The sequence below is a fragment of the Luteococcus sp. genome, assembly GCF_043424415.1.
Lineage (GTDB): Bacteria > Actinomycetota > Actinomycetes > Propionibacteriales > Propionibacteriaceae > Luteococcus.
Genome location: NZ_JBHWOO010000024.1, coordinates 1 through 16,847, shown reverse-complemented (window position 1 = coordinate 16,847; position 16,847 = coordinate 1). Strand labels below are relative to the sequence as shown.

The 16,847-nt window shown below is 69.4% G+C and carries 14 protein-coding genes; 9 read left to right on the top strand and 5 right to left on the bottom strand.

Annotated features, from left to right (window positions below):
* The 3 genes from ACHFFZ_RS01305 to ACHFFZ_RS01295 form a co-directional block, all read left to right on the top strand.
* Positions 1-795 (top strand): DEAD/DEAH box helicase (locus ACHFFZ_RS01305; RefSeq protein ID WP_394274862.1); only part of this gene is annotated, 795 nt, incomplete at its 5' end.
* Positions 796-1,093: 298 nt separating this feature from the next.
* Entirely contained in the window at positions 1,094-1,846 is a 753-nt protein-coding gene (gene aqpZ, locus ACHFFZ_RS01300) for an aquaporin Z (RefSeq protein WP_394274861.1), read from the top strand.
* A gap of 100 nt (positions 1,847-1,946) precedes the next feature.
* On the top strand, positions 1,947-2,771 hold the full coding sequence (locus ACHFFZ_RS01295; RefSeq protein ID WP_394274860.1) for a DUF72 domain-containing protein: 825 nt from the start codon (positions 1,947-1,949) through the stop codon (positions 2,769-2,771).
* Here ACHFFZ_RS01295 and ACHFFZ_RS01290 read toward each other — a convergent pair.
* A complete protein-coding gene (locus ACHFFZ_RS01290) occupies positions 2,714-3,238 on the bottom strand; it encodes an NUDIX domain-containing protein (protein WP_394274859.1) in 525 nt (174 codons plus the stop codon). The genes ACHFFZ_RS01295 and ACHFFZ_RS01290 overlap by 58 nt on opposite strands.
* Before the next feature lie 89 nt (positions 3,239-3,327).
* Here ACHFFZ_RS01290 and ACHFFZ_RS01285 point away from each other — a divergent pair, with 89 nt between their 5' ends.
* The 4 genes from ACHFFZ_RS01285 to ACHFFZ_RS01270 all read left to right on the top strand — a co-directional run bounded on the left by ACHFFZ_RS01285 (position 3,328) and on the right by ACHFFZ_RS01270 (position 8,964).
* Complete coding sequence (locus tag ACHFFZ_RS01285) at positions 3,328-3,912, top strand: hypothetical protein (protein ID WP_394274858.1); 585 nt, start codon at positions 3,328-3,330, stop codon at positions 3,910-3,912.
* The gene (locus ACHFFZ_RS01280; RefSeq protein ID WP_394274857.1) at positions 3,896-4,462 is read left to right on the top strand and encodes an OmpA family protein; all 567 of its coding nucleotides are present in this window, start codon (positions 3,896-3,898) and stop codon (positions 4,460-4,462) included. The genes ACHFFZ_RS01285 and ACHFFZ_RS01280 overlap by 17 nt, the downstream gene beginning before the upstream one ends.
* Positions 4,463-4,964: 502 nt before the next feature.
* On the top strand, positions 4,965-7,004 hold the full coding sequence (locus ACHFFZ_RS01275) for a HelD family protein (RefSeq protein WP_394274856.1): 2,040 nt from the start codon (positions 4,965-4,967) through the stop codon (positions 7,002-7,004).
* An 85-nt stretch (positions 7,005-7,089) separates the two neighbouring features.
* Positions 7,090-8,964, top strand: a complete 1,875-nt coding sequence (locus ACHFFZ_RS01270) for an FG-GAP-like repeat-containing protein (RefSeq protein WP_394274855.1) — start codon at positions 7,090-7,092, stop codon at positions 8,962-8,964.
* A gap of 174 nt (positions 8,965-9,138) precedes the next feature.
* On the opposite strand, the gene ACHFFZ_RS01265 is transcribed toward ACHFFZ_RS01270, so the two are convergent.
* Positions 9,139-9,522 (bottom strand): GtrA family protein, encoded by a 384-nt coding sequence (locus tag ACHFFZ_RS01265; RefSeq protein ID WP_394274854.1) that lies wholly within the window; start codon positions 9,520-9,522, stop codon positions 9,139-9,141.
* A 25-nt stretch (positions 9,523-9,547) separates the two neighbouring features.
* Entirely contained in the window at positions 9,548-10,495 is a 948-nt protein-coding gene (locus ACHFFZ_RS01260; protein ID WP_394274853.1) for a glycosyltransferase family 2 protein, read from the bottom strand.
* A 92-nt stretch (positions 10,496-10,587) separates the two neighbouring features.
* Between ACHFFZ_RS01260 and ACHFFZ_RS01255 the strand changes: the two genes are divergently transcribed.
* Positions 10,588-13,098 (top strand): YfhO family protein, encoded by a 2,511-nt coding sequence (locus tag ACHFFZ_RS01255; RefSeq protein ID WP_394274852.1) that lies wholly within the window; start codon positions 10,588-10,590, stop codon positions 13,096-13,098.
* Here ACHFFZ_RS01255 and ACHFFZ_RS01250 read toward each other — a convergent pair.
* Positions 13,043-13,768, bottom strand: a complete 726-nt coding sequence (locus tag ACHFFZ_RS01250) for a copper homeostasis protein CutC (RefSeq protein WP_394274851.1) — start codon at positions 13,766-13,768, stop codon at positions 13,043-13,045. The two genes, ACHFFZ_RS01255 and ACHFFZ_RS01250, sit on opposite strands and share 56 nt — an antisense overlap.
* A gap of 638 nt (positions 13,769-14,406) precedes the next feature.
* Between ACHFFZ_RS01250 and ACHFFZ_RS01245 the strand changes: the two genes are divergently transcribed.
* A complete protein-coding gene (locus tag ACHFFZ_RS01245) occupies positions 14,407-14,865 on the top strand; it encodes a hypothetical protein (RefSeq protein WP_394274850.1) in 459 nt (152 codons plus the stop codon).
* Positions 14,866-14,985: 120 nt separating this feature from the next.
* Here ACHFFZ_RS01245 and groL read toward each other — a convergent pair whose 3' ends face one another.
* Positions 14,986-16,608 (bottom strand): chaperonin GroEL, encoded by a 1,623-nt coding sequence (gene groL, locus ACHFFZ_RS01240; protein ID WP_394274849.1) that lies wholly within the window; start codon positions 16,606-16,608, stop codon positions 14,986-14,988.
* Positions 16,609-16,847: the final 239 nt, after the last annotated feature.

Genomic DNA, 16,847 nt, shown 5'->3' with positions numbered 1-16,847 from the left:
CACCTGGAGCTCTTCGACGCCCGCGACTGGGGGCTGGTGATCTACGACGAGGTGCACCTGCTGCCCGCCCCGGTCTTCCGGATGACCGCCGACCTGCAGGCCCGCCGTCGCCTGGGTCTGACCGCCACGCTGGTGCGGGAGGACGGCCGCGAGGGGGATGTCTTCAGCCTGATCGGCCCCAAACGCTATGACGCGCCCTGGAAGGAGCTCGAGGCGCAGGGGTGGATCGCCCCGGCCGACTGCGTCGAGGTACGGGTGACCCTGTCCGACCGGGAGCGGATGGCGGTGGCGACCGCCGAACCGGACGTGCGCTACCGGCTGGCCGCCACCAGCGAGGCCAAGACCCAGGTGGTGCTGGACCTGGTGGAGCGCCACCGGGGCCAGCCCACCCTGGTGATCGGCCAGTACGTCGACCAGCTGGAGGAGCTGGCCGAGCGCCTGGGGGCAGAGCTGATCACCGGCGCCACCAGCAACAAGCAGCGCGAGGACATCTACAACCGCTTCCGCAGTGGTGAGATCGACCTGCTCGTGGTGAGCAAGGTGGCCAACTTCTCGATCGACCTGCCGAGCGCCGAGGTGGCCATCCAGGTCTCGGGTGCCTTCGGCTCGCGGCAGGAGGAGGCCCAGCGTCTGGGACGGCTGCTGCGCCCCAAGGACGGACGCACCGCCCGCTTCTACGCCGTGGTCAGCCGCGACACCCCCGATGCCGAGTTCGCCCAGCACCGCCAGCGCTTCCTGGCCGAGCAGGGCTATGCCTACCGGATCATCGACGCGGATGACTTGGCCGGGGATTGAGTCGCTCGCGGAAACAGACGTTCTGCGTCATTTGACGGTTCAAGACACAGCGGCGTGCAGGATTTCGTCTGTTTCCGCGGGCCACGGGCGTTCCTGAGATGTTCGCCGGAAGTTCTTGGGCGCCATGGGGGGTGAATTGGCGCAGCCGACGGGCGGCGCACTGTTACCTTGGTTGAAAGCTCGATTTCTCGAGGTCGTGGGAAATCAGTCGGGTCAAAGGCGTTCCGCGGGCAGGTTTTGTTTCGACGGTCACCGTCCCAGGCGGCCTGACAAGGGGTAGTAGTACATGAATGTTTCCATGAAGTCCCGCCTCGTCGCCGAATTCCTCGGCACCCTGTGGCTCGTGCTCGGTGGCTGTGGCTCGGCCGTGCTGGCCGCCAAGGTCCTGTCCGACGACCCCACCCCCGTCAACATGGGCATCGGGTTCGTCGGTGTCGCCCTGGCCTTCGGCCTGACCGTGATGACCGGCGCCTACGCCTTCGGCCACCTGTCGGGCGGCCACTTCAACCCCGCCGTCACCCTGGGCCTGTTCGCCGCCAAGCGCGTCGAGGCCAAGGCCGTGCTGCCCTACATCGTCACCCAGGTCATCGGCGGCATCGTCGGTGCCGGCATCCTGTACCTGATCGCCTCCGGCAAGGACGGCTTCTCCGCCTCCGCCTCGGGCTTCGCCTCCAATGGCTACGGCGCCCACTCCCCCGCGGGCTTCTCGCTGCTGGCCTGCCTGGTGTGCGAGGTCGTGCTGACCGCGATCTTCCTGTTCATCATCCTCGGCTCCACCGACGACCGCGCCCCGAAGGGCTTCGCCCCGATCGCCATCGGCCTGGGCCTGACCCTGATCCACCTGGTCTCCATCCCCGTCACCAACACCTCGGTGAACCCGGCCCGTTCGCTGGCCGTCGCCGTCTTCCAGGGTGACTGGGCGCTGGGCCAGGTCTGGCTCTTCTGGGTGGCACCGATCATCGGTGCCGTCATCGCCGGCGCCCTGTACAAGGGCCTGACCGACGAGAACGTTGCCCTGCCCGCGCAGGCCGAGGCCCGCGTCGAGTCCTGACCCGCCGCGCACTCTCAGCCACGAAGGCCCGTCCCACTGGGGCGGGCTGTCGTCGTACCCGGGCCTCACGGGGCGGTGCCGGGCATGGCAGGGTGGGTGCATGGACGCCACGCCGCACCCCTGGATCGGCACCTCGGGCTGGAACTACGACGACTGGAGCCCCGAGGTCTACCCGCCAGGCCTGCCGAAGGTCCGGCGGCGCGATGTCTACGCCACCCACTTCGACACGGTGGAACTCAATGCCAGCTTCTACCGCTGGCCCCGCGAGACGAGCTTCCAGCTGTGGCACGACGCCCTGCCCGACGGCTTCAGGATGACGGTCAAGGCACCCAAGGCCCTCACCCACACTGGCCGCCTGCGCACCGTCGACGAATGGAGCGAGCGCCTGGCCACCGACTGGGCACGTCTGGGCGAACGGGCCGGGCTCTTCCTGGTGCAGCTGGCCCCCAGCCACGTCGCCGAACTCGACGTACTGGACTCCTTCCTGACGGCACTGCCGCCGTCGATGCGCGTGGCCATGGAGCTGCGCCATCCTTCGTGGCAGACCGAGGAGATGCTCGAGGTGCTGCGGGCCCACAGCGCCGCCTATGTGGTGATGCACGGGCCGAAACTGCCGAGCAACCTGTGGGCCACTGCCGACTTCTGCTACCTGCGCTTCCACGGGCCCGATCCGGCCCGGATGTACGTCGGTGAGTACGGCGACCGGGCCATGCAACGGTGGGCCGAACCCTGCCGCCGGTGGATGGCCGAGGGGCGCGAGGTGTGGGCCTACTTCAACAACGACTACCAGGCCAATGGGGTCCGTGACGCCCGCCGGCTGCGCTCACTGCTCGGCGGGCACGCTCCCGGTGATGGGGGTATCGGGGATCAGCCGACGGCTGGGACCGTCGACTCCTCGACCTCGCCCAGTTCCCAGCAGTCCTGAGGATCGCGGCGCACCAACTCCTGCACCTGTGCAGGCCAGACGGTCATCGCCGCCAACTCGCCGGGGCCGAACCAGCCCCAGCCGCCCATCCGCTGCTGCTCGGTGGCGGTGAATCCGGTCGTGTCGACATCGAAGGGCTCCGCAACGTCCAGACGGTAGAAGAGCTCGTCCTGCACCAGCACCCGGTCGCTGTAACCGTGGCTGACCACCCGGTGGGCGATCGGACCGGCCAGCCGCGACTCCTCGACGAGGTGGCCGGTCTCCTCGGCCAGTTCCCGGGCCGCGGCGGCCCGGGGCTCCTCCCCCTCGTCGATGCCGCCTCCCGGCAGCACCCACCAGGCCGAACCGGGCACCCCGGGATCGCTGTCGGCCATCAGCAGCACGCGCTCACCGCAGCAGACCAGCACCCGGGCGCCATGACGGCGCTTGGTCCTGCGCCCGTCGGGCGCGATCCAGGTCGTCTCCATGAGGCCACCCTACGCCGGACAACACACGGACAACACCGATGTGTCCCCACCCCTGTTGCCGGCCGCGGACAGGTACTTGGCTGGGATCCATGCGATCCCACACCAGGACATCGGCCGCCCTGTCTGCGGCACTGCTCGTCACCAGCCTGCTCGCCGGCTGCTCCGGCCCCGAACCCGCCAGCCCCCCAACCTTCGAGTCCCCCGCCGCCTCGTCACCCGCGACCCAGCCCTCGGCCACGCCCCTGCCCCAGGACCCGCCTGTCGCCACCCGCCGGGCAGTCAACGACGGGATCAACTTCACCCTCGACCTCTACCCGCTGCGCCGCCAGGGCCAGTCGGTGCTGCTGACCGCCCGGCTCACCGCCACCGACGTCCCCGCCGGCGGGGCCGAGATCGGTGACGGGTGGTCACTGCTCGGGACCGTCCACGACACCACCAATCCCAACCACGGCCTCGACAACGGCTTCAAGCTCGTCGAGGCCACCGGCACGGTGGTGCACCTGCCGGCCCGCATCGATGGCGTCGACACCTGCACTGGGGAGCACCACAGCGTCTGGCAGAAGGGCGACGTGCAGTGGGTCAGCTGCCTGTTCGCCATCCCGAAGGCCGAGAGTCGGACCATGACGGTGCAGGTGCAGAACTTCGGGGGCTATGCCGATGTCCCGCTGCACTGAGTCGTGGGCCGGCACGGGTTTCCTGGCCATGGGGCTGCTGCTCACCAGTGTCCTTGCGGTCCCGGCCAGTGCCCAGACGACGGGCCCAGAACCGCTGCCCCGCCCGGACGAGTACCCCACCGCACCGCTGGTGCCGCGCAGCTTCCCGCTGGTGCCGGTCACCGGGGACCGCCAGGGGGTCGCCGAGAGCGCCATCTCGCCTCGCCGCATCGACGTGCGCATCGCCGCCGACGTCGCCTTCGGCAAGGACTCCGACGAGCTCACCCCGGCCGCGCGCCGGCGCATCGCCCAGGTCGCCGCCTCCTTGGCCTCTCGTGCACCGGGCAGAGTGCGGATCGAGGGCCACACCGACGACCTCGGCAGCGCCGAACACGGGCTCGACCTGTCGCGCCGCAGGGCCGAGGCCGTGCGTCGGGAACTCGGCCAGGCGCTGGAAGGCCACCACACGACGGTGGTCGGCCGCGGAGAGGACCGGCCGATCGTGCCGAACACCGACGAGCAGAGCCGCTCGCGCAACCGGCGCGTCGAACTGCTGTGGGAGCCCCGGTGAGGCGCCGGTGCAGAGGCGGTCGGCCACGAAACTCATCTGCACCGGGGCCACCCGCCAGAAGTCGGGCTCGTGGCCGCCCTTGACGAACAGCGTCTCGGGCGTCGGCTCCAGGTTGTCCTCCAGCCATCGGTTGGCGTCGATGTAGAAGTCGTTGACTCCACAGGCCAGGTGGATCGGCAGGCCCTTGAGCCGCCCGATGCGGTCGTTGAGGTTGTTGGCCTCGTAGTCTGCCTCGTCGTCGAAGGCGTCCGGGTGCGGGCAGTGCTCGAAGTCCTCGTAGAAGGCCGTGGCCATCGAGGCCACCGCCTTCGCCTTGCCCCGCAACTCCTCGGCGGCCAGTCGCAGTGCGCCGTAGCCACCCATCGACCAGCCCATCAGCGCCAGCCTGGTGGCATCCAGCCCGAACCGGTCGCGCGACGGGAGCGCTCCGTGGCTCTTCAGGCTCCGGCCAGCAGGCAGGGCATAGGCTTCTCCTCTGCCCAGACCACGACCGGAGGACCCCATGAGCACCCATCACGACGACCCGGCGCTGGCAGCCGAGCGCGCGCACTTGACCCGCTCGCACGAGGCCCTGCGGCGGATGCGCGAGCAGACCGCCGACTGGCAGCAGGCCGCCGGGGGCGATTCAGTGAGCACCGCCGCGCTGAAACGGACCCTCCACCGCCGGATGGAGAGCCTGGAGCAGGACCCGGACACCCCGCTCTTCTTCGGCCGACTCGACTACGCCACGGCGCTGGGGGCCGAGCTGGACGAGGCCTGCCATGTCGGGCGGCGCCACGTCACCGGCGAGGTGGGCGGTGCTCCGCTGGTGATCGACTGGCGTGCCCCGCTGAGCCTGCCCTTCTACCGGGCCCACGCCGCCGATCCGATGGGGGTGGCCAAGCGCCGACGCTTCGGCTTCCAGCACGGCGAGATGACCGCCTACGAGGACGAGGACTTCACCACCGGCAAGGCCCTGCAGGCGGGGGAGGTCTCGGCGTTGCTGGAGACCGAGATCGAGCGGCCCCGCACCGGTCCGATGCGCGACATCGTCGCCACCATCCAGCCCGACCAGGACCTCCTGGTGCGCACCGGGCTGGCGACGTCGATGGCCATCCAAGGGGCCCCGGGCACCGGGAAGACGGCCGTCGGACTGCATCGCGCCGCCCACCTGCTCTACGCCTTCCGGGAGACCCTGACCCGCCAGGGCGTTCTGGTGCTGGGGCCCAATGCGAACTTCCTGCGCCACATCGGCGAGGTGCTGCCAGCCCTGGGTGAGATCGACGTGCAGCAGGAGACCATCGACTCGCTGGTCGCCGGGGCCACGGGCCTGGAGGCGAGCGCCGTCAACGAGACGTCCCGAGCGGTGCTGCTGGGCGATGCACGGATGGCGGAGCTCTGTGCGCGCGCCGTCTGGGGCCATGTCAGTGAGCCCGAGCGGACCCTGGAGGTGGCGATGGGCACCCGGGTGTGGCGGGTGCCACCGCACCACCTGACGGCTGCGGTGGCACAGCTGCGCAGCCGGGGTGTGCGCTACCTGGCCGGACGCGCGATGCTGCCGCAGCGCCTGGCCCACCAGGTGTTGCTGCGCATGGAGGTGAGCGGGGCGGTCACCGACGACCGGGTGCAGAGGCAGGTGGCGCGCAGCAAGGACGTCAAGGCGATGACCAATGAGCTGTGGCCGGCCCTGACCGTGCCGAAGCTGACCCACCAGCTGCTCACCGATCCCGAGCTGCTGGCCTGCTGCGCCGAGGGGCTGTTCACCGAGCAGGAACAGGAGCTCCTGCTGGCACCGCGCCGCACGCGTTCACCGCGCCAGCACCGGTGGAGTGCCGCCGAGGTGGTGCTCGCCGACGAGGTGGCCGACCTGCTCAACCGCACCCGGAGCCTCGGCCACGTGATCATCGACGAGGCCCAGGATCTGTCCGCGATGCAGCTGCGGGCCGCGGGCCGACGCGCCACCACCGGCTCGGTGACCCTGCTGGGCGACCTGGCCCAGGCCACCACCGCCTGGGCCAGCAGCAGCTGGGCCGAATCCCTGGCACACCTGGGCCACCCGGAGGCGACGGTGCAGGAGCTCGTGGAGGGCTTCCGCGTGCCGGGCCTGGTGCTGGAGCTGGCCTCGCGGCTGCTGCCGACGATCGCCCCGCAGCTGTCCGCGCCGCGGTCGGTGCGCCACAACCGCGGGATGCTCGAGTTCCGGCGGGTTGACGACCTGGGTGTTGCCGTCGTGGAGCAGGCCCGTGCGCTGTCCGCGAGGGAGGGGACCTTGGGCATCATCGTCGCCGACAGCCGCGCCGAGGCAGCGGTCGACACCTTGGTCAGGGCCGGCGTGCTGGCCAGCCCGTCAGGCACCGACGAGCCCTCGCGGCTGGGGGTGGTGCCGGCCCGGCTGGCCAAGGGGCTCGAGTTCGACCATGTGCTGCTGGTCGAGCCGGCCGAAGTGGTGGCCGCCGAGGCCGACCGCCTGACGGGTCTTCGCCGTCTCTACGTCTGCCTGACTCGCTGCGTCAGCTCCCTGGTGGTACTGCACCGAGAGGCCCTACCTGACGAATTGGCCTGACTCCTGCACGGGCTAGCCCTCGGCGTGCGACGCTTGGCGCGACAACCGTCAACCCCTGTGTCAAACCATCACCGGAGGAAGTCTCGTGTCACAGTCCACATCCCCCACGGCCCATCGGCGCGGCCTAGCCCGCAAGGTTCTCACCCTGGCCCTCGGCGCCACCCTGGCAGGCACGGCGGCGCCACTGACTGCCCTGGCTGAGCCGGGCCCGCAGGCCTTCGTCTGCGACGAAGTCGGTGAGGTCAAGGCCGAGCGCGTCGGCAGCACCTGGCGCCTGGCCGAGGCCGGCGTGCTGTCCGTCGTCGAGGACGGGCTGGCCTGCCGGGCCGCCACCAGCGACGCCCAGGGCAACCTGTCCAGCAGTGGCGAGTCCCTGTTCGAGGTCAGCGTCGACACCGAGGAGCTGCTCGACCAGGCCGATGCGACACTGGCCTCGCGCACCGAGCCCGAGGTCCGGGGGCAGGCCTCCGCCAACCCTGCCGGTTATGGCCCCGTGACCTCCTTCCCGTACCAGAAGGAGATGGCCGGCTACCTGGCGGGACGCTCGGGCAATGTGGCCGTGGCCTGGCGCAAGAGCGGCAGCTCGACGATCCACAGCTACTACAAGGGCCGTGCCACCAATGTGACGGCCAGCATCGTCAAGGTGCAGATCATGGCCACGGTGATGTCCCAGGCCCAGCAGAAGGGCCGCGGCCTCACCGCCTGGGAGAAGTCACAGATGGTGCCGATGATCCGCGTCTCGGACAATGACTCCGCCACCAACCTGTGGCGCCACGTGGGTGGGGCACCCGCCGTGCAGGCGGTCAACGACCGGATGGGCCTGCGCAGCACCGTCAACAACAGCGCTTGGGGCCTGACCGTCACCAGCGCCCCCGACAATGTGGTGCTGGTGGATCACTTCGCGCGCAAGAACCCTGTGCTGAACGACTCGATGCGCGCCTACGGCCTCTCGCTGATGCGCGGCGCCACCACCTGGGGCGTGAACCAGGGGCCCGGAACCGACATTGCCGTCAAGAACGGCTGGCTGCCGCGCACCGACGGCTGGCACGTCAATTCCATCGGATACAACCACCACACCCCCGGCGCCTACACGGCCGCGGTCCTGACGCACTCGGCCACGGGCAGCCTGGAGACGCAGAAGGCCACCATCGCCGGCGCCTCGCGGATCATGTACAAGCACCGCAATGACTCCGCCCCCTCCCCGGCTTCCCGAGTCGTACGAGGTGACTTCACCGGTGATGGCCGTGCTGACCTGTTCGGTGTGAAGGGCGACAAGCTCTTCCTCTTCCGCGCAGGCACCGACCGTCGCCTCACGGCTCCGGTGCAGGTGGGTGGTGTCGGCTGGTCCCGTTTCACCTGGCTCGGTTCGCCCGGCGACGTGACCCGTGACGGCATCACCGACCTGCTGGCCCGTGACATCGACGGCAACCTGCACCTGTACCGCGGCACCGGCAAGGGCACGCTGGGCTATGTGCGCCAGGTGGGGGTGCGCTGGAATGGCATCACCGCCTTCGCCACCGTCGGTGACTTCGACGGGGACGGTACCCCTGACCTGGTGGCTCGGGCCGCCAATGGCGACCTGCACCGCTACCGACTGCCCGCCACCGGCGGTGCCCGCGACGTGGGAGTGGTGGGGCAGCGTTGGGGCGGGATGCGCGCCCTGCTGGGCACCTCCGGGATCAACGGCGATGCCCGCGGCGACCTGCTGGCCATCCGTCACGACGGCAAGATGTTCGCCTACACCTCCACCGGGCGGTCCTTCGCCAATGGCCGCGAGGTGGGCCACGGCTGGCGTCCGAGTCTGGTGGCACTGCCCGGTGACCTGACCGGCGACGGCTACGAGGACATCGTGTACCAGACGACCTCCGCCTTGGCCACCTACCCGGTGCTGCGTGACGGGCGGGTGGGCACAGCTCACAACAACCCGACCACGGCGGCCGGGTTCAGGCTGCTCGGCTGATCCGGGACTGTCTGGACTGAGCTGTTCCCCGATGCAGCGGGGACACGTCCACGCCGGGACGTGCCCTCGCTGCCCATGGCCCTCGCTGCTCGTGGCCGCCGTTCTGCGGCCCCTTGCGTGTGGCTTGTACCGCCAGACCCCTGCGGAACCGGGGGCGAGGACAGTGAGGCCGGCTCAGGCCTCCCGTGCTGGGTCGTTCATCCCTCGGGTCAGCACCAGCGTGGTGACGGCGAAGGTGAAGGGGATGGCCAGGATCCCCATCGCGAGGGTGGCATAGCGTTCGTCGACGCCGAGCCGCTCCACCAGGAGCACCGAGCCGAGCGTCGTGAAGGCCAGGTTCACCAGGGTGGAGGCGGGGAAGGCGAGCAGCCGACGCCAGGTGGGTCGGACCCGGTAGGTGAACCAGCAGTTCATCAGGAAGCTGAACAGCACCGAGAGCACCCAGGCCAGCAGGTGGGCGGCCAAGTAGACCATGAGGAGCAGGGCCAGGCGGTAGCACAGGTAGTAGACGGCGGTATTGGCCACGCCCACCATCCCGAAGCGGACCAGGCGGGCCACGGACGGGCCCCATTTGGCACGAAGTTCACTCACTTCGGCCCCGCAGTGCCCTGCTGTCGTGCTCGACGACGTAGTGGGGGCGCGCCTTCACCTCGGAATAGATCCGGCCGATGTACTCCCCGATCAGGCCCAGGCTGAGCAGCTGCAGCCCGCCGAACATGGTCACCACCGCAATGGTGGTGATGTAGCCGGGTGCCTGGACACCGTCCCTGCCCCAGTCAACCAGCAATGCGACCAGGTACAGCAACGCCACCGCGACGGCTGCGGCCCCGACTGCGGTCATCTGGCGCAACGGGCGGTCGTTGAAGCTGATCACGCCGTCCACGCCATAGTTGACCAGCGACCTGAACGACCACGAGGACTCGCCCTCGGCGCGGCCCACATTGGAGTAGGTGATCGTCCGGCTCGGGAATCCGATCCACGCGAACAGTCCCTTGCTGAAACGGTTGCGCTCGCTCATCGCCAGCAGGGCGTCCACGGCAGGACGCGAGAGCGCGCGGAAATCACCCTCGCCGTCCTCCAGGGTCACGTCGATCATCGAGTTGACCACGCGGTAGTAGGCCTTGCTGAGCTGGGTGCGCAGCCACGGGTCACCGGCCCGGTCACGTCGCGCGATGACCTGGCCGACAGCCTCCTGGCGAATGGGTTCGAACAACTGCGGGATCAGTGACGGCGGGTGTTGCAGGTCGGCATCCATGATGACCACCACATCACCGCGGGCCGCCCGCAGGCCCGCCAGCATCGCGGCCTCCTTGCCGAAATTGCGCGAGAATGACAGCACGTGGATGCGGGCGTCGCGCTCGGCCAGTGCCCATGCCACCTCGAAGGTGTTGTCGGGGCTGCCGTCATTGACCAGCACCACATCCAGATCGCCGTCGATCTGCCGGCCCAGGGTCGCGAGCTCCTCGTACAGGCGCGGAAGATTCGCGGCCTCCCGATAACAGGGAACCACGATGGAGAGCAAGAAGGTCACCGTCCAACCCTATTGGGGCCAGGTGGCACGCCCCCTGGGGCGCGCCGCAGGAACTGACCAAGGATCCCTGCTGCGTCCACTAGATTCGACACATGACCGCTGATCCCGCCGTGCGACGATCCCGGCTCGGACTGGCGCCGATGCTGGCACCCGGAGTGCTTGCGGCCGTGCTCACCGGTCTGTTGCACCTCGTCGTCATGTGGCGCAGCGGGATCTGGCCCTTGGGCAAGTCGTCGCGTGGTCTGAGTGACTACGGCTCGCAGTACCTGGCCTTCCACCAGACCTTGGGGCGGGTTCTGCGGGGCAGTGACCTGGTGGGGTGGGGCTTCAACTGGACCGCCGGCGGCGGTGTGGCCTTCCTGCCCGACTATGCCACCTATCTCGCCAGCCCCCTCAACCTGGCCCTGGTCTTCGCTCCACCCCACCGGATCGAAGCCGCGCTCACCATCCTCACCCTGGCCAAGATCTGCCTGTCCGCGGCCACCATGGCCCTGTTGCTCAAGCACCTGGCACCACGGGCTGCGATCTGGCCCATCCCGCTGCTGGCAACCGCCTATGCCAGTTCCAGCTGGGTCTTCGACATCTCGATCTACACCCCCATGTGGCTGGATGGTCTGGCAACCTTCCCCTTGCTGTGCCTGGCTGCGTGCTGGACGGCCGCCGACCGGCACCGGCTGGCCTCGATCGCACTGGTGGCCCTGTCGTGGTGGTCCAATTTCTACACCGCCTACATGGCAAGCCTGGGGGCAGCGCTCTTCCTGCTCATCTGGCTGGCTGCCACGAGCCGCACGTGGTTGGGCGCCCTGCGGGCAGTGGCCCGTTTCGCCGTGGTCGGCATCATCGGGGTCCTGTGCACCGGCGTGCTGCTGGTCCCCACCGCGCTGGCCGTCTCCAGGGGGGTTCCCTTTGGCCTCGACCACTTCGACCTGATCGAAACCTCCTTGTTCGTGGCCACGCTCTTCCCCCTGGGCGAGGGAGTCCAGGCCACCCCCGCCATCTGCGCCGGCTCCTTGGTCCTCGTGCTGGCCTCGACGCTGCTCTTTCCCCGCGGGCTGCCCGTGCGCGAAGCACTTGCCTGGCCGCTCGGCGTGGCTGCCGCGCTCCTCTCCATGCGTCTGGAAACCACCGTGTGGGCCTGGAACATCTTCGACTTCCCCAACGGCAATCCCTACCGGTTCAGTTTCACCGTGGTCGGCCTGCTGGTGGTCACGGCGTGGGTGGCAGTGCAGCGGGGCAGTCTGCGCGCACAGACGGCCACCCTGGCGTGGCCCCGGGTTGAGTCCATGACGGCGGCTGCCGTCGTGGTCGTCGGCTTGCTGGCCGTGGCCTCGGGGGCGGAACCGATCCAGCACTTCTCGCAGGCCAGCCACTACTGGGTGTGGCCCAGTGCCACGATCGTGCTCACCCTGGTGGCCAGTGCGCTGACCCATCGCGGTGCCCGCGCGGCGGTGGTCACGGTGGTCATCGTCCTGGGGGCGGGGGAAGTGGTCGCCTCGGCACAACACATCGATCGCGAGATTCGCAATTTCCTCGGTGCGTCACCACTGTTCGACCACCGGGCCAGCGCAGCGCTGGGTCGGGCACAGGCCGCCACCAGTGCAGCCCAGTGGCCCACTCATCGCGTCTCGGGCGCACGTCCCGGTGGAGCAACGCCGTGGACCGCACTCAACGAGCCCGAGCAGCTCGGCTACCCGGGCCTTTCCTACTACAGCTCGAACATGCCGTTGTCCGTGGCCACGACGTGGAAGGGCCTTGGCATGACCGCCACGGCCAATGGGCGCATGATCACCGCCGCCCAGGACCCTGCGATGGCAGCCCTCGCGGCGGTGGCGATCGAGGCCAATTCCGTCGACATGGACGACACGGTCCCGCGCAAGGCCTTCCCCATGGTCCGTCTCGCCCCGGCCCCCAGCCATCCGGTGGGGGGCCTTGCCCAGGCCTTCTCCAACCGCAACCTGTTGGTGGAAGAGCCCATCCTCCATCCTGCGATTGCTGGCCGGGACGGCCGGCCCTTCGAGACACCCTTGGTGATCGCTGCGCGCCACAGTGCCGATCTGACGGTCAGCTGCCCCGCCGGCATGACCTTGCAGGTCCAGCTGGCAGGGCGTTTCGCGGCGCTCACCTGGCAGGACGATGCCACGGGAGAGCAGCGTCAGGTGAAGACCGACGGCAACCAGATCATCACCGTCCAGCCCGGGCGCACCACGGTGCAGGTCAAGGCCATCAGGCCGATCACCCTGCATCCGGGAGACCTGGCCTGCCTGGACCTGGCCGAGCTGGAGAGACAGGTCGACGCCACCCAGGTGCCGGCAATCACGGCGTCACCTGGCCGCATGGCAGCACGTTTCGCCACTCCCGTCAGCGGGGAGGTCGTGCTCGCGACCGCCGCCCAGGAGGGATGGAGCTGCCACGCGGACGACCAGCCGGCCCCCACGGCCTCACGGGCGGGGTTGCTCACGGTCCCGGTCGAGAACGCGTCGGTGGTCGAGTGCCGCTACCGCACGCCAGGGCTCACAGCAGGACTCCTGTGCAGTGGCCTCGGCCTGGTCATGGCCGTGGGCTTCGTGGTCCTGCCGAATCTTTGGCGAGTTCGTCGTCGATGAGCTCCCGCCAGGTGCGCACCAGCGGAGCGTCCACATAGGCCTTGTACTGGCCCAGTGGGCGCGCCGCCTTGCCGATGTGGAAGGAACGCACGCCGGCCCGCGCCAGCCAGGGGACGTGTTCGGGTTGCAGCCCGCCGCCTGCCATCACCAGCGACGCAAGACTGGGGTCCGCGGTGCACCGGGCCAGCAGCTCGTCGAGCCCGTGCTCGACGCCTCGAGCTGATCCGGCAGTGAGCACCTGGTCGAGCCGAGGCAGTCGGGGCAGCACCCGCCAGGCCTTGTCGGCGTCAAGCACCTGGTCGACGGCCCGGTGGAAGGTCCATGGGCAGTCGGCGGTCTCGGCGAGCGCGACGCAGACCTCGGTATCCACCTCGTCATAGCCGTTGAGGAAGCCGAAGACCACCCCGTCGGCGCCCGCGTCGCGATAGGCGTTCACCAGGCCCTGCAGCCGGACGAACTCCCCGCCGTCAGTACCGAAACCGGGCCGCAGCCGCACCATGGGCCGCAGCTCCACACCGGTGGCGGCACGCACCTTCTCCACCATGGCCGGCTCGGGTGACATGCCGCCGTCGTCGAGGGTGCCGAGCAGTTCGATGCGGTCCGCACCACCATCCTCGGCGCGACGGGCATCGGCGTCGTGCAGGCAGATCACTTCGAGCAGTGCGGGCATGGCTTCATCGTGCCCGGTCCGGCCCTGAACGTCGAGCCCCTCAGCGGGCCCCGTAGTGCGACGGTTCCTGTCACGGTGGGCGTGACATGGCTTTGGGGACTGGTGGTGCCGCGAGGACGAGTCCTAGCCCCAGCACCGCCGGCACCGTGCCGGCCATCCACCACAGGAGCACTTCATGCGCAGCACTCGTTGGGGCGGCCTCGTCGCCGCCCTGGCCCGTGCCACCGGACTGGCCAGCACCCCCGCACCCGCCCGGGCCGTCGACCTTCCCACCCCGGACCAGCCAGGTGGACTGGCAGCACCCCACTCCCCCGGTGGCTTCCCAGCCCACGGGCAGGGCCCGGTGTACCGGCTGTGGACCACCGCCTCGATCGCCGCGAGCACCCGTCCTGGAATGGTGCCGCAGGGCGCCAATGACTTCTCCTGCCGGCCGCGCCCCGGTGAGAACCCGGTCGTGCTCGTGCCGGGCACCGGCGAGGACACCTTCGCCAACTGGAGCTGGATGTCGTCGATGCTGAGCCGCGACGGCTGGTGCGTCTACACCTTCGCCCACAACCCGTCGACGGGCCCGGCAGGCCGGCTGCAGGAGTCATCGGCCTTCTCCGGCGACATCCGCAGCTCGGCAGCAGTGCTGACGCGTGGTGGACACCGTCCGGGAGCGCACCGGCGCCGAGAAGGTGGACCTGGTGGGCCACTCACAGGGTGGCGGACCGCTACCGCGGGCCTACCTGAAGTGGTACGGCGGCACCGCGAAGGTGGGACACCTGGTGGGCATCACCCCGTCGAACCATGGCACGACGGCCGGCGGTCTGGCCCAGCTGCCGCGCGACACCAATGCCGCCACCAATGGCTACCTGTTCGACCACGCGAAGCGGCACAACATGATGGCCACGCCGCAGCAGCTGGCCGGCTCCAGCTTCCTCACAGAACTCAATGCCGGGGGCCTCACCCAGCCGGGCGTGCGCTACACGGTGATCGCCTCGCGGCACGACGCCACCATCACGCCGTGCACGAACTCCTTCATCCGCGAACCCGGTGTGGTCAACCAGACCCTACAGGACTTCTGCCCGGCCGACACGCCCGGGCGGTGCCGGTGAACTGCACCCGGGTGCCGGCCCTGGGCTGAGCAGTCGGGCTCCCGGACAGGCCGAAGGGCGGCTCCCCTGGTGGGGAGCCGCCCTTCGGACGTGGTGCGACTGTGCGTCAGCAGGGCTGGATCAGAAGCCCATGCCGCCCATCTCGTCGCCGCCCGGCATGGCCGGGGCAGCCTTCTCGGGCTGGTCGGCGATGACGGCCTCGGTGGTGAGGAAGAGCGCCGCGATGGAGGCGGCGTTCTGCAGGGCAGAGCGGGTCACCTTGGCAGGGTCGATGATGCCCGCCTCGACCATCTTCACGTACTCGCCGGTGGCCGCGTTGAGGCCCTCGCCGACGGGCAGGTTGGCGACCTTCTCGACGATGACGCCACCCTCGAGGCCGGCGTTCAGCGCGATCTGGCGCAGCGGGGCCTGGGCGGCCTGCAGCACGATCTGGGCGCCGGTGGCCTCGTCACCCTCGAGCTGGTCGAGCTTGACGTTCTTGGCGGCCTGGATCAGCGCCACGCCACCGCCGGGGATGATGCCCTCCTCGACCGCAGCCTTGGCATTGCGGACGGCGTCCTCGATGCGATGCTTGCGCTCCTTGAGCTCCACCTCGGTGGCCGCGCCGACCTTGATGACGGCGACGCCGCCGGCCAGCTTGGCGAGGCGCTCCTGCAGCTTCTCGCGGTCGTAGTCGGAGTCGGAGTTCTCGATCTCCTTGCGGATCTGCGAGACGCGACCGGCGATCTGGTCGGCATCGCCGGCGCCGTCGACGATGATCGTCTCGTCCTTGGTGATGCGCACGCTGCGGGCCTGGCCCAGCAGCTCCAGGCCGGCGGTCTCCAAGGAGAGGCCCACCTCGGAGCTGATGACGGTGCCACCGGTGAGGATGGCGATGTCGGCCAGCATGGCCTTGCGGCGGTCGCCGAAGCCGGGGGCCTTGACGGCCACGGACTTGAAGGTGCCACGGATCTTGTTGACGATCAGGCCGGCCAGGGCCTCGCCGTCGGTGTCCTCCGCGATGACCAGCAGCGGACGGCTGGACTGCATGACCTTCTCGAGGACGGGCAGCAGCTCCTTGAGCGAGGAGACCTTGCCGTCGACCAGCAGGACGTAGGGGTTCTCCAGCTCCGCGACCATCGACTCGGTGTCGGTGACGAAGTAGGGGCTGATGTAGCCCTTGTCGAAGCGCATGCCCTCGGTGAGCTCGAGGTCGAGGCCGAAGGTGTTCGACTCCTCGACGGTGATGACGCCTTCCTTGCCGACCTTGTCCATCGCCTCGGCGATGATCTCTCCGACGGTGGTGTCGGCGGCGGAGATCGACGCGGTGGCGGAGATCTGCTCCTTGGTCTCGACGTCGATCGCCATGGTGCCCAGCTCGTCGCTGATGGCCTTCACGGCGGCCTCGATGCCCTTCTTCAGGCTCATCGGGTTGGCCCCGGCGGTCACATTGCGCAGGCCCTCACGGACCATGGCCTGGGCCAGCACGGTGGCGGTGGTGGTGCCGTCGCCAGCGACGTCGTCGGTCTTCTTGGCGACCTCCTTGACGAGCTCGGCACCGATCTTCTCGAAGGGATCCTCGAGCTCGATCTCCTTGGCGATGGACACGCCGTCATTGGTGATGGTGGGGGCGCCCCACTTCTTCTCCAGGACGACATTGCGGCCCTTGGGGCCGAGGGTGACCTTGACCGCGTCGGCGAGCGTGTTCATGCCACGCTCGAGCCCGCGGCGGGCCTCGATGTTGAATTCGATCAGCTTTGCCATGGTCTTTCGGGAGTCCTCCCGCGTCAGGGGCCGTGGGCCCCGGGTGTGTGTCAAATGTCTGGGTCGAGGTCATCGGATGCCCGCGACGGACGGCCCCTGGGGCCTCATCGTCGACCTCTGGTTGGCACTCGGTCGAGCCGAGTGCCAAGTCCATTTTTAGCACTCGCCACCCACGAGTGCAAAGATCTCGCGCCCTGCCACGGCTTTGAGACGGTGCCCACCGACCAGACACGGCGATG

Excerpts from the sequence above, each read along its gene's own strand:
- aqpZ (WP_394274861.1), top strand. The coding sequence starts at position 1,094 with ATGAAGTCCCGCCTCGTCGCCGAATTCCTCGGCACCCTGTGGCTCGTG.
- ACHFFZ_RS01295 (WP_394274860.1), top strand. The coding sequence starts at position 1,947 with ATGGACGCCACGCCGCACCCCTGGATCGGCACCTCGGGCTGGAACTAC.
- ACHFFZ_RS01290 (WP_394274859.1), bottom strand. The coding sequence starts at position 3,238 with ATGGAGACGACCTGGATCGCGCCCGACGGGCGCAGGACCAAGCGCCGT.
- ACHFFZ_RS01285 (WP_394274858.1), top strand. The coding sequence starts at position 3,328 with ATGCGATCCCACACCAGGACATCGGCCGCCCTGTCTGCGGCACTGCTC.
- ACHFFZ_RS01280 (WP_394274857.1), top strand. The coding sequence starts at position 3,896 with ATGTCCCGCTGCACTGAGTCGTGGGCCGGCACGGGTTTCCTGGCCATG.
- ACHFFZ_RS01275 (WP_394274856.1), top strand. The coding sequence starts at position 4,965 with ATGAGCACCCATCACGACGACCCGGCGCTGGCAGCCGAGCGCGCGCAC.
- ACHFFZ_RS01255 (WP_394274852.1), top strand. The coding sequence starts at position 10,588 with ATGACCGCTGATCCCGCCGTGCGACGATCCCGGCTCGGACTGGCGCCG.
- ACHFFZ_RS01250 (WP_394274851.1), bottom strand. The coding sequence starts at position 13,768 with ATGCCCGCACTGCTCGAAGTGATCTGCCTGCACGACGCCGATGCCCGT.
- groL (WP_394274849.1), bottom strand. The coding sequence starts at position 16,608 with ATGGCAAAGCTGATCGAATTCAACATCGAGGCCCGCCGCGGGCTCGAG.